Origin of the sequence: Salinivibrio sp. PR6 (assembly GCF_001995955.1) — a bacterium.
Taxonomy (GTDB): domain Bacteria; phylum Pseudomonadota; class Gammaproteobacteria; order Enterobacterales; family Vibrionaceae; genus Salinivibrio; species Salinivibrio siamensis.
The window spans coordinates 108,604-131,866 of record NZ_MUFA01000003.1 but is presented as its reverse complement, the minus strand read 5'-3'; the positions used below and the strand labels follow the sequence as shown (position 1 = coordinate 131,866).

The following is a 23,263-nucleotide window of genomic DNA, read 5'->3' as shown; positions in this document are numbered from 1 at the left end:
AACGCTTATGTGGGCAGCGTTGATGCTGCCTGCATCACCCAGCGTTGATAACCGGGTCGGTCACTCAATTGTTGATACCAACGGGAAACATTGGGTGGTAGCACCCAGTCGCTTTGCTGGCTAAGGCAATGGATTAAACTTCCCACGGCAATATCTGCCAACGTCATGCGATCTGAGGTGAGATACTGCTGGTCGTCGAGTGCATCATTGACTCTATCTAACTCATAGCGGCATTGTTCCATCGCCCGTTGCTTCGCTTGCCCCTCATCGGAACCGTCAGGGGTAGAGGCAAACAAAGCGGCTTTGATGACTGGCTGGAAAGAAGATAAACACCAGTCCATCCAGCGCTCATAACAGGAACGTTGAAAGGCACAATCGGGATACCACATTTTATTGCCGTAACACGCGACAAGATAACGCAATATAGTGTGTGACTCCCAAACACTATTGGGGCCATCTTCGAGCACGGGCACCTGGCGCATCGGACACCGCTGTGCGACCGCTTGCGCATCGTGCCGATTGTGGTGAATATCGACTTCTTCTAGCGCGATACTTAAATCTAACTCATCGATTAGCCACATCACTTTCTGAACATTAATCGATAGCGGATGCCCATAAACTTTCATTTTGCTCTCCTTGTCACGCGATAAAGCAGTTCCTTGCTCAGCTGCACCTTCGAGGCTCGCACAATCCTTTTTCCATAGCAAGTAATCGGGTAGATCAGCCAAAAACCTCAAGACTTGACCAATAATGCACCACAACAGCAACAGGTTGCACCTCGTTATAAGCTTTTTGTGATGTTTCCTTCTGAAACGGATATGCCAAATTACGGTGGGCTTATCCAGCTATGTCACATTTCTTTCATCACGTATTGGCCTACCCGGGTATCAGCGTTAATCTATTGATTGTTAAGACTTATTAACAAAACACTCAACCAAGGAAGGATTATGAAAACAACGGTATTAGCCAGTGCGCTAGCACTCGCATTGAGCAGCTCGGCGTTTGCCGCGCAAGTCCCTGATGACGTCACCCTTGCCGAAAACCAAACGCTTATCTGGGGGGTGTCGGGGGAAGTACCCACGTTAGACCCCACCAAGTCCAGTGATACCGCCAGCAATAAAATCATCTCGGATTTGTTTGAAGGATTGATGGTACGCAATCCAAATGGCGACGTCGTACCTGGCCTCGCCAAAGACTGGGAGGTAAGCGAAGACGGGCTCACCTATACATTCCACCTTCGCAAAGCCAAATGGTCTGACGGTGAGCCCATTACCGCAGACGATGTAGTATATACGCTACAGCGTGTGGTTGACCCGGTTACTGGCGCGCCTTATGCCTGGTACCTAGGGACTGCCAATATCCAAAATGCCAAAGCGATCACCGACGGTGAAAAACCCGCTGAGCAGCTTGGCGTCAAAGCCATCGACGATCACACGGTAGAATTTACCCTTGAGCGCCGCACGCCCTACTTCCCGAATATGCTCACCCACTCGTCCACCTATCCGGTGCCACAGCATGCGTTGGAAGCTTTTGGTGATAGCTGGACCCGCCCAGATAACATGGTCAACTCTGGCGCTTACAACCTCACCAACTGGGTCATTAACGAACGGATTGATTTAGCGCGCAACCCACTTTACTGGAATAACGACGAAACGGTGATTGATAAAACCTCGTATGTCGCTTCCAGTGATGTCAACGCTGAATATAACCGCTACCGTACCGGTGAAATTGATATCACTTCTAGTTTTCCACTTGAGGCCTTTGATCAGATTAAAAAGGAACGCCCTAATGAACTGATCACTATGCCGTCTCTGGCGACTTACTATTATTTGTTCAACACAGAGAAAGCGCCCTTTGACGATGTGCGAGTCCGTAAGGCGTTGTCGTATGCGATTGATAGAAACATCATTACCGACATTATCCTCGGTCAGGGCCAGCTTCCGGCATATAGCGCCACACCGCCAGCCATCAACCATTTTGAGCCACCTAAGCTCGAGTGGGCGGAAATGAGCCAAGATGAACGCTATCAAAAAGCCAAAGCCTTGCTGGCAGAAGCCGGCTATACCCAAGATAACCCACTGGAATTTGAGCTGGTCTATAACACCATGGAGTCACACAAAAAACTGGCGTTAGCCGTGACGTCTATGTGGAAGCGTCATCTTCCTGTCAATGTCAATTTGGCCAATCAAGAGTGGAAAACTTTCTTACAAAAAGTCTTACAAAAAGACTTTGATGTCGCCCGCGACGGTTGGATAGGTGATTACAACGAAGCGTCCACGTTCCTGAGCTATTTCAGTAGTGATGGTATGAACAAAACCAGTTGGGGCAATGAAGATTATGACAAGGCACTTGATCAGGCTCTAACGGTCGCGGAGCCCGAGAAGCGAAAAGCGTACTACCAAGAGGCAGAGCGTATTTTCGCCCGTGACATGCCGGCGATCCCATTGTATTTCTATACCCGTAGCGTGATTAAGAGTCCGAAAGTGGGCGGGTATAACACCGATAACCCCAACAAGCTAAGGTATACACGTAACCTGTATATCACCAAAAATTGATCGCCTCTGAATAAAGGCAACCTATCAATGAGGCCAACGCCACGCTCTGACGCGTGGCGTTTTTATTCATACGCACAAACAAAAAAAGCGCCAGCCTTTCGGCTAGCGCTTCTTTTTAATTTGGCTCCCCCAACTGGACTCATCGGGAACGCCTAGTTGGGGGCGCCCAGCCCAGTGACATATTCCGCGCAGCGGAACAGTTAAAAAATTTGAGAGCCTTGATTGAAACGACTCCCCGCACGACAGACTAGATTCCAAGGTTATTCAAATTCGCGAGAACACTTGGGGAATTCGAACAAAAAAAAGCGCCAGCCTTTCGGCTAGCGCTTTTTTATAATTTGGCTCCCCCAACTGGACTCGAACCAGTGACATACGGATTAACAGTCCGCCGTTCTACCAACTGAACTATGGGGGAATCGTCTTTTGCGACAACGAGCGAGATGATAGGCAATCCATTATCTCGGTGCAACCCTTTTTTCAATAAATCCCCACACACTCGGCTCGAATGGCTAAAAAGGCAACAAATCAGACGATTAAACTATCGTCTTTGCACTGACGTAGGTAAAAGTGCAAATATACAACCCAGTAGCTGACTTCGAGGACCCAGAGACATTGGATAAAGACGCACTCCCACTGTTTATTGCCGGCCCCATGCTAAGACGTACCACACAGCATGAAGTGACCTTATGGTCAGTGCTAACACAAAAGCCCGATGATGGTACCGTGTCCGTTTATCAGCACCACCAGATATTAGCATCCATGCCATTGTCAGCCGGGCATTGGTTTCGTATTGGCGAGCGCGCGTGGGTCGTGCTTCATCATCTCCGGTCAGCCCATGGGTTTCCCGTCGATAGCCCATTGTCATACGACATACAGATCAACCACAGTGGAATGGCAGACATCCAACCGGATATCTTGTATGACAACGAGCAAGCTCCCTCTTTTTGTATTCCCTCAAAAGCCACCCACATCGCGCATGGCTCATGCCGACACCCACACCACCACTGCGATGATGCCCTCGTCACTCTCGACCAACACTTGGCCACGACCCCCATGACACACTGGCCTAATATGTTGATTATGAGTGGGGATCAAATCTACGCAGATGACGTCGCCACGCCGATGCTGCAGCGTATTCGCCGGTTAATTGCCGTATTAGGTCTTAAAAATGAGTATTTCGAGGCCGCGCCCATTGTCGACTGCCGTGCCTTGGATACACACCCTGACAGCTATGTTCAACGCGGCAAGCTCCTCCCTAGCCAGCGCGCGGAAAAGGGCGGCCGTTTAGAGAGACTGTTTGGTCAACCACTGCCTATTTTTACATCCAAAACCGTCTCCAATCACTTGATAAGCTTTGCAGAACACGTCGCCATGTATTTGCTGGTTTGGGCGCCCGCTTCTTGGGCGCTAACAGACGGACCTCATCTTCATCCCCCCAGTCAACTGACCGACAGTCAACGCGAGCGCTATCAACAAGAAACACTCGCACTCAATGCGTTTCGTTCCGGTTTAACCAGCGTGCAGCGACTATTCGCACACCTATCAACCTATATGATCTTTGATGACCATGACATCACGGATGATTGGAATATCACCGTCGGTTGGGAGCACGCCGCGTATCTCAATCCCTTTTCTCGTCGCATTATCGGCAATGGTCTGATGGCTTACTGGTTGTGCCAAGGTTGGGGCAATGCGCCCGATAACTTTAGCCAAGACTTTCTCACTACCGCCCGCCAAAGCGCCTATCAGCCCATGAGTGTTTGCGATCTGGATACACAAACAGAGACGCATCAAGCCATGGTGGAGCAATGTCTACGCTTTGAACACTGGCATTACACGGTGCCAACGACGCCACATCTCGTTGTGTTAGATACACGCACTCGTCGCTGGCGATCCGAGTCACGAATGAATAAACCGTCTGGCCTGATGGACTGGGAAGCGCTGATGGATTTTCAACATGATCTGTTAAGGCATGATAGCGCGGTGATCGTCTCTGCCGCCCCCATGTTCGGTGTTAAGTTTATTGAAGTATTGCAACGAGTCGCGACCTGGCTAGGCGCGCCGACTGTCGTCGATGCGGAAAACTGGATGGCACACCCAGGGAGTGCCAATACGCTACTCAGTATTTTTCGCCATCAACGGACACCCACCAATTATGTGATTTTATCTGGGGATGTGCATTACTCGTTTGCTTATGATATCCGAATCCGATTTCGCACCCATAGTCCGCGTTTGTGGCAAATAACTGCCAGTGGTTTCAAAAACCGCTTCCCCGAGCCACTGCTCAGCTTTTGCGAGTGGTGCGATCGCGTTTTATTCAGCCCACTGTCTCCACTGAATTGGCTCACGAAACGTAAGCGTATGCGCATTGACCGGCGCGACCCTGATACGCCAGGCCCGAAGCGTCTCGTCAATGCCAGCGCCGTGGGATTGGTCACCCTGAATGAAGATGGCTCTCCACGCACCATTAGCCTTCTGAAGACCGATGGTCAACGCGTCTCTTTTCCGGAAAAGACAAACACATAGACAGCTCGCCTGCTACATCACCGTGATTATCATCGATGAAATTTGGATAATCGCGGTAAGCAGGCCTAACCTTATTAAAGGTAGGCCGATAACAGGAGGCTTTATGCAAGGAGAAAACCACGCACTCGTTTTTGATTTCCCAGAGCACCGCGATCGTATCCATCATCTGAAACAATATGACCCAGCGTTTCAGCTCGATGCACAACGCTACCATCAACTCGATCATCATATTCGTGGTTTAGAGATGAACCAAATCCCTACCAGCGACGATGTTTTTACCGCCATGAAACGACAGCGCGCGCACCTCAAAGACCGTCTATACCAAAAACTACGCACGCACTAACAGGAGCTGACAATGCATATGTTGCATCGACTCTGCCTGTTGGTTCTTTGCCTAGGCATTGTAGGGGCGACCCACGCGAAAACCATCAACACGGAGGCGGTGAACCTTCGTGTTGAAACACTGAAGTCCGGTTTTTCTCACCCATGGGGGATCACTGAACTTCCGGATGGCGATCTGCTCATCACTGAGCGAAACGGTAACCTGAAGCGCTTAACCCCCAATGGCCTGGTCGTCTCCATTTTAGGTACCCCGAAAAACGTGTTTCAAGAGGGGCAAGGGGGGCTATTAGATATTGCTTTGGCGCCTGATTTTGCGACCAATCAGCGTTTATACCTCTCTTATGCCGCCGTCGACGAGCAAGGGCAGGCAGGCACTGAGGTAATGGTGGCCACACTGTCTAAGGATGTACTGATTGACAGTCGCGTTATCTTTAAAGCTCTTCCCAAGCGCGGTGGCGGGCGCCATTTTGGCAGTCGTTTATTAGTCACGCCTGAGTATTTGTATATTACCCTCGGTGACCGAGGACACCGTGATCGCGCTCAATTCGCTGATGACCATCTTGGCACTCTTGTGCGCCTTCATCATGACGGCACCGTGCCCGAGTCAAACCCTTTTGTCCAAACACCGAGTAAGCAATCGGAGGTCTTCAGCTTCGGGCACCGGAATATTCAAGGTATCGCGTTAGATAACAACGGCACCCGTATTTGGGCACATGAGCACGGCCCCCAAGGTGGCGATGAACTCAACGTAATCCTCGCCGGTGAAAACTATGGCTGGCCAACCATTACACATGGCGTTAACTATGGGCTAGGCACACAGATCGGAGAAGGCACATCCAAGCCTGGCATGCGTCAACCTGTCTATTACTGGGATCCCTCTATCGCACCATCAGGCATGACGATGGTAAACAGCCAGCAGTTTCCGATGTGGCAGGGGGATTTACTGCTCGGGTCGTTAAAGTTTGGCTTGTTAGTAAGGCTAGAGCTGGAGAACGGCCAAGTCAGGCATGAAGAGCGAATGTTAGAGGGTCAGTTTGGCCGCATTCGCGATGTGATCCAAGCACGTGATGGCAGTTTACTCATCCTCACCGATAGAAGAAACGGCAGTGTACTGCGTGTCACACCATTACCTCAGTCTTAGATAGAAAGGCTGGAGGTCAGCTCGCCATCATTGTGAGGTATCGACAGACGATATTGCTCACCGTCGTAGTCTAAATTGGTGACTAACCACGCGCTTCGTGACTTAGAACGGTCGTCGAATTTAAGCCCACAATGATAACGCTCACCTTTAAGACGGTGACTCAATATCACGCCGCTCATTGTCAACGCTTGGCTGGCAGGGATACCTGTCAAGCTAAGCGCTGCACTTTGCTCCTCATCAATCTGCAAGCCAATCGCACGGTAAGAAAACAAGCACCCGCCCACAGAGAGGTCGTGTATCGTCACGGACACGCTGGCTTTACCGTCTATATTTAACGCTGCAGAGAGCTCGACATTAAAACGCTTGTCTTGGCGCAAAGGCGTGGCGCTCGCACCGTCACGCACAAGCTCGACACATAAAAGGGTATGGTGAGCTTCCATCAAGCCTTGTACTTTTCCACCAAATCGAATCAGCGATCCATCGGCAGAAACACCATGAAGACGTAAACTATAACCCGCCCCAAAGTACTGCTTTTTCTGTTGGCTCGACAGTTTAGGCAGTTGCAGATAACAAAAACGTTGTCCATCACTGCCAATCAACAACCCATTAAATCGGAACAAAGCTTTAGTAGGCGTCTGAATGTGAACACGCACCAAGGTTGCCACCCCCAACTTAAGTACCGCGTGAGTCACAGCTAAAGCGATGGCTTCTTGGTTTTTTTCTATCGCATTAAGTTGCTCTTTTCTTGGCATAATGGCGTTCGTTGTCGTCCGCTAATAGGGATTTCAGTATTTTTATTAAGATCGGTTGCGTTGAGTATAGATCGCCCTATTCGCCCATGTTACTTTTTCGATACATAAAGCACTCATCTATCAAGGACACATCATGAAAGGGACGCTAAAGCGGCTACTGATAGGCTCAATACTGGCCTGCTCCCCCCTTGCCCAAGCCAGCGATGACGCGGCATGTGGCAAGGTCTCTATCGCGGATATGAATTGGAACTCAGCCACACTCATGGCACATGTTGATCAATTTATCTTAGCCCATGGGTATGGGTGTGATGCTTCTCTTGTCCCAGGCGACACCATGCCTACTGGCGTCTCAATGACAGAAAAAGGCGAGCCTGATATTGCCCCAGAGTTTTGGACAAACTCACACAAAGCAATGTTGGATAAAGGCGTGCAAGAGGGACGGTTAAGGTATGCAGGCGATGCATTCTCACAAGGTGGCAACGAAGGCTTTTGGGTACCCAAATACATGGTCGATCAACACCCCGAGTTAGCGACCATTGAAGGTATCAAAGCGCATCCAGAGCTGTTCCCTCACCCTGAAGACCCTGACAAAGCCGCATTTATGGGCTGCCCGGCGGGGTGGACATGTCAAATCTCAGCCCAGCACATTTTTAACGCCCTTGAATTGGACAAAGCCGGCTTTGAAATTGTCGACCCAGGCTCTGCGGCAGGCTTAGCCGGTACCATCGCACGAGCCAATGAGCGAAAAAAACCTTGGTTTGGTTATTATTGGGCGCCGACCCCTGTGATGGGAAAGTATGAAATGGTTAAAGTCGATTTGGGTGCCGATGTCAATTTAGCGCACTACAAACAATGTATCACCCAAGCGGACTGCCGTTCACCCCAGGTCACCGCATTTCCCACCTCTCCCGTGCACTCACTAACCACAGCATCATTTGCTGAGCAAGCGCCCGCGGCATTTAACTATATCAGCCGCCGTGAATACGATAACCAAGTAATGAGTGACATGCTGGCTTGGATGGATACCTACCAGGCAGACGGTGAAATAGCCGCAGACGAGTTTCTTCGCCGCTACCCTGCCGTTTGGCATCAATGGGTTGATGCACAAACCGCGCAACGTGTCGAAGACGCGCTGCGATAATGGTAGAACATACACGGTGGGAGACATAAACAGACAAGACTTGCCGAGCGTCAAACATGACCTCGGCAAGCATAAAAGTGTGTTACTCGATCACGCCAAGCTCACGGAGGCGTTCCATCAAATAACTGTTAGCCGTATGGCGCTCAGACAGTACAACATCTGGCTTAGGGTGCAAAAATAGCGGCAGCGAGATACGCGCTTTGGTTTTATCCGCACCTTCCGGGTTCACGACACGGTGAGTGGTAGAAGGGAAATAACCGCCGGATGCTTCTTGAAGCATATCACCAATATTGACGATTAAATTACCAAAATCACAAGGTACATCTAACCAGCTCCCATCTTTCGCTTTCACTTGCAAGCCAGGCTCATTGGCAGCAGGCAATATTGTCAGCAAATTAATGTCTTCATGAGCAGCCGCTCGAATCGCCCCAAGCTCTTCATCACCCTTTAACGGCGGGTAGTGTAAGACACGCAATAAGGTCTGTTGGCTACCATTAATCATGCTGGAGAGTGGTTGCGAGAAGTGTTGGCTTATATCTGATGGGGATTGGCGCTCAACCCACGAGAGCAAGGTTTCCGCTAAATGCGTGGCATGCTCGTAATAAGACTGTAAATTGCCTCTCAAGGCGTCTGGACACTGTCCCCATGGGTAATAATGAAAGAACTCTTTCAGATCACGCTTGGTATGGCCTTTCGCGGTCTCTGCGACTTTTGAGGGAAAAAAGCCGTCTTGCGTGTCGGGCTTATAGGTAAAGCGGTGCTTGTCTTCGGTATTAAAAAAACCTTCCCATTGCTGATAGATATCGGCGACCCATTGTTGCTGTAATGGGTGATTTTTTAATACACCAAAACCTGTTTCACGTAGGGATTTAACAAACGCCTGCTCTGCATCAGGCGCAGTAAAGTCAATGGCTTGCAGTGTCATAATGCTCTCGTAATCGTTTGCTTTTTATCATGAGGTAAGTGAAACAATAGTTTAACAGGCAGGTTAACGGGTACAATGCCATCCTGTTCTTAGAGAGAAACGCTTTGTTTCTATAAGGGCACAATCTAACCTCAAGATGGGCAAACGTGTATCACGTGTTACACTCTATGCCGTTGTCAACGCATGGAGGTTATATGGGCGTTATTCGTTGGATCCTAGGTAAAATTATTCTGGTTGTAGAGTCATTGACCCAACCCAAATCCCCTCAATTAAACGCAGCGCAAAAGCAGGCGATGGACACATTGGCACAGCAGGTCACTCTATATCAATTCGCGGCCTGCCCCTTTTGTGTAAAAGTGCGCCAGGCAAGCCGAAAACTCGGCTTACCGCTTCAGACCAAAGACGCGAAGCGCAACATGGATGCCAGAAAAGAGCTTGAACAAGGGGGAGGGCGAATCAAAGTACCCTGTTTGCGTATCCAACAGGCAAACGGCGAGGCGCGCTGGATGTACGAATCGGATGATATCATTGCCTACTTAAACAAACAGGCGACACCAATTATCGAAAAATAATTAGACACCCGCCAAGCTAGCGTCTATGTTTTTAGTGACAAGACTCCTTCGCTTGCCCCTTGTTGCCCGACCGGCTTATGCCTTTTATCGGGCTTTGCTAAACTGCCCTAGCCCTATGCGTGGGCAGTTTTCTTTTTCAATTCAACAATAAATCTCGTGACTGTGTCTGATCGATTTACACGATCCACCCACCCTTACTACGGGAGAAATGGACCCTTTCCCATTTTCCTTCGGAGCGTATATCATGGCGGTCACCGCTCTGTCTTGAGTTAGATTCAATCACAAACTAGCTTTAAAAAGATGGAGATAATAAGGAGTGTGACATGACAACGTACGATCCCAGATATACTATCCGCAAAAGCCGTTATACCGGCCAACTCATTTTGCTAGCGCTGTTGTGTCTCATGCTGGTCAGTCATGCTGTCGAAGCAAGACCGATTTTGACCATTTATGGTGATGTCGCCAAGCAATCCTTTACTCGTGAGGAGCTGATGCAGCTGGCTGACCGCACAATTGAAACGGAAACCCCTTGGACGGAAGGTCAGCAGGTTTTTCTCGGTGTGTCAGCACAAAAACTGTTAAAAACGTATGACAAGCAAGGCCATGAATTGAAAGTTCACGCCCTCAATGATTATTGGTCCAAAATGCCGACTGACGAGATTAATAAGTACAACCCTGTTTTCGCCATCAAGAAAAACGGCGAGTGGATGCCTATTCGCGACAAAGGGCCGATTTGGGTTATCTACCCATTATCCGAATTTAATCAGTACGATAATGAGATTTTACACAGCCGTATGGTGTGGCAAGTTAACCATATCGAAATATTAGAAAAAGAATAACAACAGCCCTATTGGCTCAACCACGGTTTTTGCCTACTCCACGAGCCTCTAGGCTAGACCACAAGCAGCTAGGCAAAACACAGCAGTAAAGGAATATATTGGTATGGTAAAGCGCCCTCTTATCGGTTTCATCATTTTTGCATTTACCACGTTAGCCTTCGCGGCCTCAGCGCTTTACCAGTTTCATAATGCCTACGCACGACAGGCACTGCATACCCAATTGTCAGCATGGGCTTTAGCACAAATGGAGCTCGAAACCTTAGAGTTTCGTAATGAGCTCGCCTTGTACCTCGCCACGGCCTCAGACAAACAGTCCCTTGTCCTGTCCTATGACATCCTATGGAGTCGTTATGACACGTTTTTAAGCAGCCAAGAGGCTGCGCCCATGCGTCGTACGTTTGATGCCCAGCCCGTGGTACAACGTGCTTTTCGTTTAATTCAGCAACATGAGCAAGCGGTATTGAACGGTGACCGGCAGCGACTTTCTGGCCTTCTTCATGAAATGGATATTGTGCTGCCTCAGGTACGAAATCTGATGGTCAATAATTTTACCGGGCCGGCAGCTATCGAACAGCGTGAATTTTTACAAGACCAAATAAAAACCATGTACGCGGCCATCATTATACTGATGTCGTTATTGATTTTTTTCGCCTTTCGCCTCTATCGCAATAGTAGCAAACAGCAAAAAATGGCATGGCACGATAGTCTCACTGGCCTACCCAATCGCAATTACCTTTTGGAGTATCTCTACAAAGCAGCACATAAAAAACAAATACATACCTTATTGCTGATCGATGTTCGTCGTTTTAAAGACATCAATGACCTGATGGGATACGAACAAGGCGATGTCGCGCTAACACAGTTAGCCAATGAATTAAAAAGCATGTGTTTGCCTTACGGTTATCCTTGCGCGCGGATCAGTAGTAATGAGTTTGCGGTTCTCGCATACACCGACAATCGTCAGCTGAGCTTCTTTACTCAGCCTTTGTGCAACGCGCTGCGAAGCGCGATCGACAGTGTCTACCCAGGTCATCGATTAGCGGTGGCTATTGGCGTCGCAAAGAGCCTCGATTTGGATGACAATGTCATTAGAAATCATCGTCAGTTTGCCAATCAACTGTTAAACAACGCGGACCTTGCACTGATGAAAGCCAAACGAGCGCCTGTGACGCAAGACAGTGTTGATATATTTAAAGCGGAGTACGAACAAGAAGCGAAGCAACGTCGTCAATTACGCGATGAGCTCAAGGCTCACCTTGACGACCCTTATCAAGAGACACTCTATGTATTGTTTCAACCCATGGTGGCAGCGACGTCAAGACGCCTTGGCTGTGAGTGTCTGATTCGCTGGGACCATGCTGAGTTTGGTCCCATTGATCCAGAGCTCATCGTCAATGTCGCCGAAGAGTCAGGCCTGGGTCGGAGATTAGGCGCCTGGCTTTTGCGTCAAGTTTATCTGGCATTAAATACCGAATGGCAAACCATTAATGACCGCATTGATATTGCGATTAACCTGTCTGACTCGTTTTTCAACGAGTCCTTGATTGCCGATGTGATCACTGTATTTGCCGATCACCCAGAACAACGTAAACAACTGATTTTTGAGGTCACAGAGACGATGACCATCGACGATATTGGTCGCTTCAATCTGCTGATGAATCAACTGCGCGACGTCGGTATTCGGATAGCGCTGGATGATTTCGGCACGGGTTGGTCATCCATGTCGGTACTCAGCCACCTGAGTTTTGATAAAGTCAAAATTGATCGCTCATTTGTCACCGGCATGGCCAATACACCGCGCCAGCATGTGTTAGTCGATACCATTTGTCATATGGCCCATCAGCTCGATATTCGCGTGGTCGCCGAAGGCGTCGAAACACAAGAACAACTCACCAGCCTAAAACAGATGGGCGTTGACGAATTCCAAGGCTACTTCTTCGCCAAACCGCTATCCGCACTGGACTTTTATGCTTTCTGCATCGATCACTTAAATCATAAAGACAAGTTATTGATGAATGATTAATCAAACACTTCTTCTATATCGACCACTTTTGAGCGGTTAACCGTAATTTTCCAACGCTGATACACCGTCGGCTGCCCTTTTAACCGCTGACAACTAATAAGGTTGAATTGATGCCGCTTTTCAACCGAATCTTTGAGTACTTGGCCTTCATTAAGCCGATATAAGCGCTGACTACCACGGTCCATAAGGCGAGAAAAAGACCGGAAATCAAATTTCCACACGTCACGAGTGGTGTCATAACCCGACAAAAAACGGGTTGTCTCTAACTGTGTTTTCACTTTAAGACGCACTACCGCCTCTTCCCGTTGACGCAGTTTGCCACGACGCAATTTCTTCACTTCATCGGGTAGGGCAGCAAAATCCATATAATCTAGCCACTCTAACTGCCGACCTATTTGTCGATTGGATGTGGGGTCAATAAAACGTTTTCGCCACTTGGGACGTCCTTTACGAATCCAGCGCCACAACGCGTCACGTAAATCATCTTTAAAGATCTCTCGCAATGCATACACACCCGCCATGGCCAACACGAACGATAGGGTGATTTCGCCTAAATATTGACGTGCACGGACAATAACAGTGGTGACAAACAACATCACAAACGCCGTCGCGGACGCTTTAGCCAGTTTGTTAAGATTTTTACCTAGCGCCTGCGGCACTTGGCGAATCGTCACGGGAAACTCAATCAAGCGGCGCGCCAAGCGCATCTTATTGACCATACGAGTGGGATCGCGCCGTGCTTTATCCGAGTTATAACGGTTAACGAGACGGTGTGCCTCTTCAGCTTGGCACAATTCAATCAATTGCTGGCGTACCCCCTTGTAGACGTTTCCACGCGGCATATGGGCTAATAACGACAGAAAACGTTGCTCCGTCAACCAAGATAAATAGTTGTCTATATTATGGTAATACTTGAGTAGCTTGGTATTTTGCGGTTTGTAGCGCCGGAGTCGCCGTAAAATCTCCACCGCCATCTCTATCGTATCTTCTAACTGCTCTAACGCTTGTTCATCCTCTAGCCCAGAAACGGATTCAAAAAAATCGTGCGTCGCTTTTTCGAGCGATAAGGCATACTGATACGCATAGAGACTCAAGCTCACTCGATATTGTTCGGTTGGCAGTTTGTCACGACTGGCTAGGCGAGCATGTACCAAGGGCAGATGATAACGAGACGTAAAATACGTTCGACTATTGGCGAGGACACGGTAGTAAAACTCATCTTCAGAAAGCACATGCTTACCAAACTTAAGCTCACCAGGGACGAAGAGATAAAACTCGACCTCTTGGGCACTGACTTCCTCGTTGAGCACAGCCACCCTGACTGATAAGCCCTCATGTTTGTCTACTGTGATCACGACTGCTCTCCTGTGAACGCCAATAAATTTGCTACCAAGCCCATCCCCCATAATACGCGTACGACCAAGGTGTTACGAGTATCGCACATTTACCGCAACACAAGTGAAAAACCGCCATATCGCGTCAATCAAACTGGTCGTTTTTTGCTCAATCGATCGTCTTGGGGTTGCTCTCCACGACTCACGCGTACTGCCGCCATTGCCTACAAAGAAATTAACGGGGTTATCCACAGGTACAGTAGATAACTTTACAATCAAAGCGCTAAATATAGTTCAGAGCGCACCATATCTAGTATGCATATGACAGCATCCTGTTCCATAGACGACGCTAGCCTCGAAGTCGCTTAGGCCAGTCGAGAAAGCAAAGCTGTGCATGCGTATTCGCAACCTCTGTCCAGTGCTCGACGGGATACTGCACCACCGCCACACCTGAGGTCGGCAAGTTATCCTTGGTCATTCCCACTCCATGCAAATAATTGTTTAGTGCGGGGTTGTGGCCAATAATCATCGCCACATCTTGCTCTAACTCGAGTGCTTGGATGGTATGAATGATTGCCGATGCATGCTCACTGTATAACGTTTCCTCTAAAACAATGGGCGGCTTATCGGTCAGCGTTTGTGCCACCAGCACTGCCGTATCTTTCGCGCGTTGCGCTGTGCTGGTCACAATCGTTTGTGGCTGGTGCAACCAAGCATTCAAGCGCTCCGCCATTTGCGGCGCTTGCCGAAATCCTCTCGGATTGAGCGGACGTTCGTGATCATCGAGGCTCGGATCATCCCAACTCGATTTTGCGTGGCGCATCAAAAATACCGTTTTCATCGTCACCCCCTCAATGTTCAATAAAAAAAGCGAGCCACGGCTCGCTTTTTGTTTTCACTGGTGCCTAGGCGGTTTAACTCGCCACGACTTGGCGCAAACGCTCCTGCACCACATTGACCAAAAGGTCGGGCTGGAATTTAGAGATAAACTGATTACAGCCCACTTTTTCAACCATTGCCTCATTGAAGCTACCGCTTAGTGAGGTGTTCAGTGCAATGTACAAATCACTCATCCGACTATCAGAGCGCACTTCATGCGTCAGTTTATAACCGTCCATTTCCGGCATTTCCGCATCAGTGATCATAAGCAAAATTTCGTCACTCACGTTTTTGCCTTCATCGCACCAACTCTTGAGCAAATTCAGTGCTTCAGCACCATTTTTCTTGATGATGCACTCAACGCCAAACTGCGACAAGGTTTCACTAACCTGCGCGCGCGCCGTGGATGAGTCATCGACAACCAGTACTCGCTGCCCTGTCATATAAGGGGTCAGTTGCGGGTCGAGGACATCTTCAGAAACGCCAACTTCATACGCAACGATCTCAGCCAGCACTTTTTCCACATCCACAATTTCCACTAAACGCGTTTGACCATCAAAGTCTTGGCGAGTAATGGCCGTTAAGTAATTATTGCGTCCAGAGCTGGAAGGCGGCTCCATGATCTCATCCCAGCCCATGTTTTTGATATTGATCACCTGCCCAACGAGGAACGCTTGGATGGTGCGGTTATATTCAGTCACGATAACGTTACATTCATCCGACATGCCTATCGAGCCCATGCCGATAGACTGACGTAGGTCAATCACCGGAATAGATTTGCCGCGAATCATGGCAACGCCACGGATGTTCGGATGGGAGCCAGGCATTTGGTTGAGCTTTGGCACTTTGATGACTTCACGTACTTTAAACACGTTGATGGCAAAAGGTTGGGTAGAGCCAAGGTAAAACATTAAAAGCTCGAGGCGGTTTTCACCCACCAATCGTGTCCGCGAATCTACCGAATCTAAAATATTGGTCATAGTCTACTCAACCGTCGTGTTACTGCTCATTCGCATTTATCCGGACACGTAAATCCTTGCTAACGTGCCTCAATGTTGGGGCTTTTGTGTCGCGTTGCACTGAGACTTTCAAGTACCGAGACAAAAAGCGTGTTCTTTCTTATTTTAGGTAAGATACAGCCACAGGCAACCTCTTTGCAGAAGGTGACGCCTAAATGACTGGCTCACTTAGCCTATATCTTTCGCTATCTTAGCAAAAACCGTGACCTAAAAGCGTGGTATACACCACGTTTAAATGAGACTATCAATAAGTTTCAAATGTGAGACAATGGCAGGCAAAAGTTTTATCTTTTCACCCATTAGCCCTATCCTTGGGGTAAGAATAGGTGTTTAGAGACAACACTGTTACCCTAATCAGAAGACTGACGATAACACGCAGAGTGATGCTATGAAGAGCAAAGCGAATCAAGCACAAGGCATGTTGATGTTCCGCCTCACCGCCACCCAATCTTTCGCGATTGGCACGCTGAAGGTACGAGAAATCATTCCTTTTCAGCCGCTCACGGATTTGCCGGGATCTCACCCAACGGTGATCGGAACCACTAGCTTCCGTGGCATCGCAACCCCTGTCATTGATATGGCAAAAGCGATTGGCTACAAACCCGTGGCCAAGTCAGAATGGGAGTCTTGCTACATTATCGTGACCGATTGTCAGCGCCGGGTGATGGGTTTTTTGGTCCGTGGAATCGACAAGATTAGCGAGTGCGATTGGCGTTCTATTTCAGAGCCACCGGAAACCTTAGGAACACGCGCGTTTCTTACCGGCGTGATGAACATCGACGACAAGTTGGTGCAACTGCTTGATGTTGAATACATTATGGAGCACATTTTCCCCTCTGATCCTGACAAGCTGCACCCCATCTTAGCCGACGTCGATCGTGAGAAACTCAAACCCATGAATATCCTCTTGGTCGATGACTCATTGACGGCGAGACGGCAATTATCAGAGGCGCTTGATAGTATAAACATCCCCTACTTTGTCACCAATAACGGCCTAGAAGCGCTGCAAATGATGAAAAATGCCGCCTCAGCCGGCAAGCCATTTGATATTATTGTTAGCGATATCGAAATGCCTGGGATTGATGGCTATGAGCTAGCCTTTGAAATCCGCAGCGACGATAAACTGGCGGAAGCTTACTTGATATTGCACACCTCGCTATCAAGTGATATCAGTGTCGACCGTGCCAAACAAGTCGGGGCGCACGAAGCACTGACGAAATTCGATGCCACTGAGCTAGTGCAAGCCATGTTGCGCGGCGCGATGATGAAAACATCCGGTTCATCGGTCAAGCTCGAGGGCAGCCCAACCGACTACTGAGCGTGATTACCACGTTATCGGTGAGCCTTGATATGTGTCATGACACTGTCAATGCTCACCTGTTATCGTTGCCACCATCAATCAGCGAAGAAGGTAGGGTGACGGTTTAGCCAGCTAATGAGGTTGTTGATAAACTGGCCTCACAATGTCTTTTCTTCACCCGCCTGTTTCATTCAAGTGTTTAAAAACTCCTCACTTCAAGCGCGAAAAGACTGGGTTTGCGGCAGCGCTTGTGGTTTAATTTTTTCATACTTCAAAAGATAGAAGGCGACTACTATGACCAGCGTATACGAGATCGTTAAGCACTCACGACAAAAGAACAAACTGAAGCGCGAAATCCAGGACAACGACAAGAAAATCCGCGACAACCAAAAGCGGGTGGTGCTGTTAGAAAACTTGCTCGACTACATCCAGCCAGAGATGTCCTATGAAGAGATCGTGGAGATCATCAAAAACATGAAAGGCGATTACGAAGATCGCGTTGATGACCACATCATCAAAAATGCGGAAATTTCTAAGCAGCGCCGTGAAATCAGCCGCACTATCAAAGAACTAACTAAACAAAGCAAGGGCGGCAAATAAGCCCACATTAAGGAATGTCTCGTCCTAAAATAGGTTGACAGTTCTTAGGCCAGCTCCAGTAGCTGGCTTTTTTGATGGATTTCTTCATAGCTTCCAGATGTTACCCCTCTTCAATCATTCCCTACCGCGTTAGCTTGTGCCAAACGATTTGTCGACGTACGGATATCACTAGACACAGGCTTATTTAGTCACTGCGTTTTTATACTCTTTTTTCAAGAGGCTAGATTACATGCATCAATCCAACTATCTATGTATTGACAATCAGGTTACATATCAATAATCATAATGATATCCATTATCATTTGATACTGGAAAAAGGTAGTGACGTAGACGTATCTGCAGGGAGGCAGCCTCACTATGCCCTGCAGGGTTGTAACGTATAAGGATAATTATGAACACCAAAAAAGCAGTCAGCTTTTCGCTCTCACCGCTGGCGTTAGTGATCAGTGCCCATCTCGCCCACGCCGCCCCTTCTGCGGCCAATACCGAAACCATCATTGTCACCGGCAGTAAAATTCAAACCACGATCGCCGATTCAGCCAGCACCAACTGGGTGATCACCAATGAAGAATTAACCCGTGAAATTCAAGGCGGTGAGTCATTAAAAGGGGCACTAGGAAAGCTGATCCCAAGCTTTGACTTTGGCAGCACCAACGCACGTACCAACGCCTCACAGAATTTACGTGGCCGCAGCGCGCAAATCATGATTGATGGCGTGGCATTGAATGCCGCTCGCACCATTAGCCGCCAACTGGATAGTATCGACCCCTTTAATGTCGCCCGTGTTGAGGTACTGTCAGGCGCGACCTCCATTTATGGCGCGGGCGCAACCGGCGGTATTATCAATATCATCACCAAACGAGGTGAAGCAGGCGATGCGCAACTCGAGGTGCAGACTGGCGTCACCACTGGGTTTAACAACAGCGAAGACCTGACCAAGAAAGCCGCGGTCGCGGTCTCCGGCGGCAGTGATACCTTGCAAGGGCGCTTGTCAGTGGCGTATGAAGGCACAGGCGCGGCCTACGACGGCAATGGCGATCCTATTTTGCCCGATGTCACCCAAACCGATACCCAATTCAATGACAGCATTGATGTGATGGGTAGCTTAGATTACAGCCCTGACGACGAACAGCACCTTTCCCTGACTGCACAATACTATGACAGTCAGCAAGATACGGATTATGGGATTGATTATGGGCCTATGTTTGCGGGTCTTAAAGATGATTCGCTGATTAAACGCGCCGATGGACTGGAATTGGATGAGCAACCCTTCACTGAACGCATGATGCTCAACGCTCAATACAGTAATGCTAACGTCTTTAACCATTCCTTACTGGCCCAAGCTTATTATCGCAAAGAAACATTTGGGTTCTTTCCGTTCCCCGTTAGTGCACTACAAATGCAATATCTTGGGGCTTCAGAGCAAAGCAACCAAGTTATCGGCGCAAAAGTTTTACTTGAGAAAAGTCTTGACAACATAACGATTAACTATGGAATAGATTTTAGCCAAGAGAAGTTCGATGCATTCCAGCGCCTCTATGATCAAGGCACAAGCCTAACCAGCAATGGACTAGAATTTAAGCACCTTGGTGATGTAGGCCGTTATCCAGATTTTACGACTCAAAACGTAGGCGTATTTTCTCAGCTGGATTGGGCTATCAACGACAAACTTAATGCTTTTGCCGGATTGCGCTATCAGTACACTCAGTATGAAGGCGATAACTTTATCGGTTTTGCAGAGCAAGCCAAAATACTCGTTGGAAAATTAAACAGCGCGGATACCATCCCCGGTGGCACGACGGATAAAGATATTTGGCTCGCAAATGCAGGGCTAAAGTACGACCTGACCGACAACCAACAAGTTTGGGCCAACTTTAGCCAGGGCTTTAATATGCCAGACCCGGGCAAATTCTACGGTAAAGGACAGTATTCAGGCGGCAACCTCACCAATAGCGTGAATGTTCAAAACACGGAACTGGATGGCGTAAAAACCAATTCCTTTGAGCTAGGCTGGCGAACTCAGCAGCAAGACTATAATGCACAAATTGCGGCTTACTACTCTGTGTCGGATAAGTCTTACAAATACAACAGCAACTTGGATGTTACGTTAGATAGTGACAAACAGCGTATTTATGGCCTCGAAGGACAAATCAAATACTACCTCACTGACACTTGGTATAGCCGTGCGCACGGCCACTTAGTGCAAAGCGAAATCAAAAATAATGGCCATTGGGATGAGCTGAGCATCTACAATGCGAGCCCTTCTACCGCGATGGCAGCAGTAGGCTACGATAACTTCGATTGGGGAACAGAGCTTAACTTACAGCATGTCGGTGATTTATCTGACCAAGATAATGATCGTATCGAAGGCTACGAGCTAGTTGGGCTAAACGGTTACTACACCTTGCCGGTGGGTCAGCTTAATTTTGGCGTCCAAAACCTGTTGGATAAAGACTATCAAACCATTTGGAGCCAAAAGGCACAAAAAGTATACAGTGCTTATGGGCTTAGCAACCTGTTCAATTACGCCGGTGAGGGGCGCACCTTTAGTTTAAGCTATAGCGCCACGTTTTAATTATGTTCCTTTTCGCGCCCAGTCCTCGCTGGGCGCCTGGACGTTGCAGCTTCCCGGTTTTCCAACCAATACCCTCACCCACTGACACCCCGTCGTCTGTCATTAAGGACGAACAGCTCGCGTGGGTATCACTGCCGTTTCGTCCCAAATAAGAAAAGCGCGTGGTGTGATTACAATGTGATTTCATTGGCTTAATCACGCCTCATTGCGTGGCAAGGGATGAAGTCAGTAACTACACTGTCTGGTAGTTCATCAATCACATTGCGAGAAAGAATGAATGAAAGTCATTTTGCTGTCTTTTTTACTCAGCATTACCCTCGTTAGCCACGCTCACGCAAGAGACATTACCTTTGGTATCGTGCCACAGCAATCTGCAATTACATTGGCTAACAACTGGGGTCCAATTTTAAAGTACGTCTCTCAACAATCGGGGTACAACCTTGTCTTTCGTACTGCCAAAGACATTCCCGAATTCGAAGGACGTGTGCTCACCGGTGAATATGATGTCGCTTACATGAATCCTTACCACTATACGGTTTTCCATCAAAAACCTGGCTACCAAGCATTTGCGAAGCAAAAAGATAAGCGGATTCACGGTATTTTAGTCGTCAAAAAAGACGCGTCCATTTCCTCACTTGAAGCGCTCGATGGCAAGCGCTTAGCGTTTCCTTCTCCGGCCGCGTTTGCCGCCAGTGTGGTGCCTCGTGCCGCGCTGAAAAATCAAGGCATAAACATTACACCGCAATATGTCTCGTCTCATGACTCCGTTTATTTAAACGTTGCGCGAGATTTCTTTATTGCCGGTGGTGGCATTGAACGGACGTTTAATAATACCGATCCCGAGGTTAGCAAACAGTTACGAGTATTATGGAAAACCCCTGGCTACACACCTCATGCGTTCGCATTTCATCCCGACCTTGACCCTCAAGTCGCCAATGCGATTAAAGCGGCCTTTCTCTCCCTCAATAACAGTAAAAAGGGCCAAACGCTGCTGGGAAATATCAGTTTTAAAGGGATAGAGCCAGCGCAGAATGAGGATTGGGACGATGTAAGAGCGTTAAACATTACGCTGTTGCAACACTTATTGAGTGACTAGCCCATGTCCTTACGATTAAAGACCATCTTAGGTGTCGCCCTGATTGAGGCGATCCTGTTGGCGATTCTGCTGACATTGACTCTCAACTATTTAGAAACCACCAACTACCAAGGGCTCAACCAACGTGCCAGTTCAACAACCCAGTTATTCGCTTCCACGGTAAAAAATGCGGTGTTATCGTTCGATCTCGCCACTGTTGACTCCTTTACTCAAGAGCTACTCCATAACAGCGATATTATGTATGTCGCGGTTGTAGGCGATAACGGAAGCGTCCTATCATCAGCCGGGGACCTTCCTGATTCTTTCAATACAGACATTCTTGAGATGAATGCACAGTCCGTCACGGATGGACTGTATGATGTACGCGCGACCATTTCCGAGTCGAACATTGAGTTTGGATCGGTCTGGATTGGCTTTGACCTAACAGGCCTTTTGAGCCAGATACAAGATGCCAAAAACTGGAGCATGCTCATTGTGCTGGGCGAGATGCTGTTAGTGGCCTTATTCTCTTATCTATTGGGGAGCTATCTCACCCAGCGCTTATCAGAGCTTAAAAACGCCGCCGATACTATCGCCAGTGGCAAAAGAAACGTTCACATTTCAACCCACGGCAAAGATGAACTGGCCAGTGTGGCTACCGCGTTTACCAATATGATTCAAGCATTGCGTGATTCCGAAAACAAAACCGAGACCTACCAAAAGCGGTTAGAGGAAGCGAATCAATCGCTGGAAACCAAGGTGGCGCGACGTACCGCTGACCTAGTGCAATCGAATGAACAGCTACGCGAGATAAATCATCAACTCAAGCAAACGCAGGAGAAGCTGGTCGAAAGCGAAAAAATGGCCTCGATTGGGACCATGGCGGCAGGAGTTGCTCATGAGATCAATAACCCCATCGGCGTGGTGAAAAGTAACCTTCAAATGTGTCAAGAGTATCTCGAGACCTATCAAAAGTGGACAGATATTGCCGAGCGAGTTGTTCACCAATCAGAGCCAATTGAGACCCTCACTCGCTGGAAACAACGTCACTTCGTGGATGACATCTACGATGATTTCAGTGATAGCCTTGCCGATGCTAACGACTGTGTGCAACGTGTCATCAATATTGTTTCCGCCTTACAGCAGTACTCCAGTTATAATCAACAAACACGCCAACACTTTCAAAGCGTTGAAATCTTTGCGGTGATTGATGAGGCGCTGAATACCCTGTCTCCACCCAAGAATATCAACATATCTATTGCTGCCAGTATCTATCAACTTCCTCCAGTGATGGGCCGCCATGACGAACTGGTCATGCTGTTCAAAGAAGTGCTCAAAAATGCACTTCAAGCTTGTGAACGCGGTCATGCAACGATGACACATCATATTGACGTAGCCGGTATGGAGAATGACGATTTGTGCACCATCACGGTGAAAGACTCAGGACCAGGGCTACCTCAAGATGACAGCCACCGTGTTTACGATCCCTTCTTCACCACCTTACCCGTTGGACAAGGTATGGGGCTCGGGTTGACCTATGCCTATGATATTGTTCGCCATCATCAAGGGACGATACAGCTTACTTCAACCACGGACGGCACCACAGCGACCATCGCACTCGTGCGTCAGGTCACTCATGCAGCGGCGAATAATGCTTAATCACTG

At 48.4% G+C, this 23,263-nt stretch carries 19 protein-coding genes and 1 tRNA gene; 13 read left to right on the top strand and 7 right to left on the bottom strand.

Features of this window, described 5'->3' with window-relative positions; all coding sequences use genetic code 11:
- Positions 1 to 5: 5 nt before the first annotated feature.
- Positions 6 to 626 carry a glutathione S-transferase family protein gene (locus BZG72_RS03270; protein ID WP_077666070.1) on the bottom strand — a complete coding sequence of 207 codons (621 nt, stop codon included), beginning with the start codon at positions 624 to 626 and terminating at the stop codon, positions 6 to 8.
- A gap of 321 nt (positions 627 to 947) precedes the next feature.
- On the opposite strand from BZG72_RS03270, the gene BZG72_RS03265 reads away from it, so the two are divergent.
- Positions 948 to 2,555 carry a peptide ABC transporter substrate-binding protein gene (locus BZG72_RS03265; protein ID WP_077666069.1) on the top strand — a complete coding sequence of 536 codons (1,608 nt, stop codon included), beginning with the start codon at positions 948 to 950 and terminating at the stop codon, positions 2,553 to 2,555.
- Between the two features lie 339 nt (positions 2,556 to 2,894).
- Here the strand turns inward: BZG72_RS03265 and BZG72_RS03260 are convergent.
- Positions 2,895 to 2,970, bottom strand: a tRNA-Asn gene (locus BZG72_RS03260).
- A gap of 236 nt (positions 2,971 to 3,206) precedes the next feature.
- On the opposite strand from BZG72_RS03260, the gene BZG72_RS03255 reads away from it, so the two are divergent.
- From BZG72_RS03255 to BZG72_RS03245, 3 genes are all read left to right on the top strand, one after another.
- Positions 3,207 to 5,081: an alkaline phosphatase D family protein gene (locus tag BZG72_RS03255; protein WP_077666117.1), complete on the top strand. Its 1,875-nt coding sequence runs from the start codon at positions 3,207 to 3,209 to the stop codon at positions 5,079 to 5,081.
- A 103-nt stretch (positions 5,082 to 5,184) separates the two neighbouring features.
- The gene (locus BZG72_RS03250) at positions 5,185 to 5,424 is read left to right on the top strand and encodes a YdcH family protein (protein WP_046075664.1); all 240 of its coding nucleotides are present in this window, start codon (positions 5,185 to 5,187) and stop codon (positions 5,422 to 5,424) included.
- Between the two features lie 12 nt (positions 5,425 to 5,436).
- A complete protein-coding gene (locus BZG72_RS03245) occupies positions 5,437 to 6,564 on the top strand; it encodes a PQQ-dependent sugar dehydrogenase (protein WP_077666068.1) in 1,128 nt (375 codons plus the stop codon).
- On the opposite strand, the gene BZG72_RS03240 is transcribed toward BZG72_RS03245, so the two are convergent.
- Entirely contained in the window at positions 6,561 to 7,316 is a 756-nt protein-coding gene (locus BZG72_RS03240; protein WP_077666067.1) for a PilZ domain-containing protein, read from the bottom strand. The two genes, BZG72_RS03245 and BZG72_RS03240, sit on opposite strands and share 4 nt — an antisense overlap.
- 133 nt (positions 7,317 to 7,449) lie before the next feature.
- On the opposite strand from BZG72_RS03240, the gene BZG72_RS03235 reads away from it, so the two are divergent.
- Positions 7,450 to 8,457 carry an ABC transporter substrate-binding protein gene (locus BZG72_RS03235; protein ID WP_077666066.1) on the top strand — a complete coding sequence of 336 codons (1,008 nt, stop codon included), beginning with the start codon at positions 7,450 to 7,452 and terminating at the stop codon, positions 8,455 to 8,457.
- Positions 8,458 to 8,539: 82 nt separating this feature from the next.
- Here the strand turns inward: BZG72_RS03235 and BZG72_RS03230 are convergent, their stop codons facing one another.
- Positions 8,540 to 9,382, bottom strand: a complete 843-nt coding sequence (locus BZG72_RS03230; protein WP_046075660.1) for a 2OG-Fe(II) oxygenase family protein — start codon at positions 9,380 to 9,382, stop codon at positions 8,540 to 8,542.
- Positions 9,383 to 9,576: 194 nt separating this feature from the next.
- Between BZG72_RS03230 and BZG72_RS03225 the strand changes: the two genes are divergently transcribed.
- The 3 genes from BZG72_RS03225 to BZG72_RS03215 all read left to right on the top strand — a co-directional run bounded on the left by BZG72_RS03225 (position 9,577) and on the right by BZG72_RS03215 (position 12,816).
- Complete coding sequence (locus BZG72_RS03225; protein WP_046075659.1) at positions 9,577 to 9,954, top strand: glutaredoxin family protein; 378 nt, start codon at positions 9,577 to 9,579, stop codon at positions 9,952 to 9,954.
- 323 nt (positions 9,955 to 10,277) lie between these two features.
- On the top strand, positions 10,278 to 10,793 hold the full coding sequence (locus BZG72_RS03220) for an oxidoreductase (RefSeq protein ID WP_198930044.1): 516 nt from the start codon (positions 10,278 to 10,280) through the stop codon (positions 10,791 to 10,793).
- Between the two features lie 103 nt (positions 10,794 to 10,896).
- Positions 10,897 to 12,816 carry a putative bifunctional diguanylate cyclase/phosphodiesterase gene (locus BZG72_RS03215; protein ID WP_077578475.1) on the top strand — a complete coding sequence of 640 codons (1,920 nt, stop codon included), beginning with the start codon at positions 10,897 to 10,899 and terminating at the stop codon, positions 12,814 to 12,816.
- Here BZG72_RS03215 and BZG72_RS03210 read toward each other — a convergent pair.
- From BZG72_RS03210 to BZG72_RS03200, 3 genes are all read right to left on the bottom strand, one after another.
- On the bottom strand, positions 12,813 to 14,171 hold the full coding sequence (locus BZG72_RS03210; RefSeq protein WP_046075657.1) for a hypothetical protein: 1,359 nt from the start codon (positions 14,169 to 14,171) through the stop codon (positions 12,813 to 12,815). The two genes, BZG72_RS03215 and BZG72_RS03210, sit on opposite strands and share 4 nt — an antisense overlap.
- Before the next feature lie 328 nt (positions 14,172 to 14,499).
- Positions 14,500 to 14,991 (bottom strand): SixA phosphatase family protein, encoded by a 492-nt coding sequence (locus tag BZG72_RS03205; RefSeq protein WP_046075656.1) that lies wholly within the window; start codon positions 14,989 to 14,991, stop codon positions 14,500 to 14,502.
- A gap of 73 nt (positions 14,992 to 15,064) precedes the next feature.
- Positions 15,065 to 16,009, bottom strand: coding sequence for a chemotaxis protein CheV (locus BZG72_RS03200; RefSeq protein WP_046075655.1), 945 nt, complete (start codon positions 16,007 to 16,009; stop codon positions 15,065 to 15,067).
- Positions 16,010 to 16,436: 427 nt separating this feature from the next.
- Between BZG72_RS03200 and BZG72_RS03195 the strand changes: the two genes are divergently transcribed.
- From BZG72_RS03195 to BZG72_RS03175, 5 genes are all read left to right on the top strand, one after another.
- The gene (locus tag BZG72_RS03195; protein WP_046075654.1) at positions 16,437 to 17,366 is read left to right on the top strand and encodes a chemotaxis protein CheV; all 930 of its coding nucleotides are present in this window, start codon (positions 16,437 to 16,439) and stop codon (positions 17,364 to 17,366) included.
- Positions 17,367 to 17,642: 276 nt separating this feature from the next.
- Complete coding sequence (locus BZG72_RS03190; protein ID WP_046075653.1) at positions 17,643 to 17,948, top strand: DUF496 family protein; 306 nt, start codon at positions 17,643 to 17,645, stop codon at positions 17,946 to 17,948.
- 391 nt (positions 17,949 to 18,339) lie between these two features.
- The gene (locus BZG72_RS03185) at positions 18,340 to 20,523 is read left to right on the top strand and encodes a TonB-dependent receptor (RefSeq protein WP_077666065.1); all 2,184 of its coding nucleotides are present in this window, start codon (positions 18,340 to 18,342) and stop codon (positions 20,521 to 20,523) included.
- 277 nt (positions 20,524 to 20,800) lie between these two features.
- Positions 20,801 to 21,619: a phosphate/phosphite/phosphonate ABC transporter substrate-binding protein gene (locus BZG72_RS03180; RefSeq protein ID WP_077606708.1), complete on the top strand. Its 819-nt coding sequence runs from the start codon at positions 20,801 to 20,803 to the stop codon at positions 21,617 to 21,619.
- 3 nt (positions 21,620 to 21,622) lie between these two features.
- A complete protein-coding gene (locus BZG72_RS03175) occupies positions 21,623 to 23,257 on the top strand; it encodes a HAMP domain-containing sensor histidine kinase (protein ID WP_077606707.1) in 1,635 nt (544 codons plus the stop codon).
- The last annotated feature ends 6 nt before the right edge of the window (positions 23,258 to 23,263 follow it).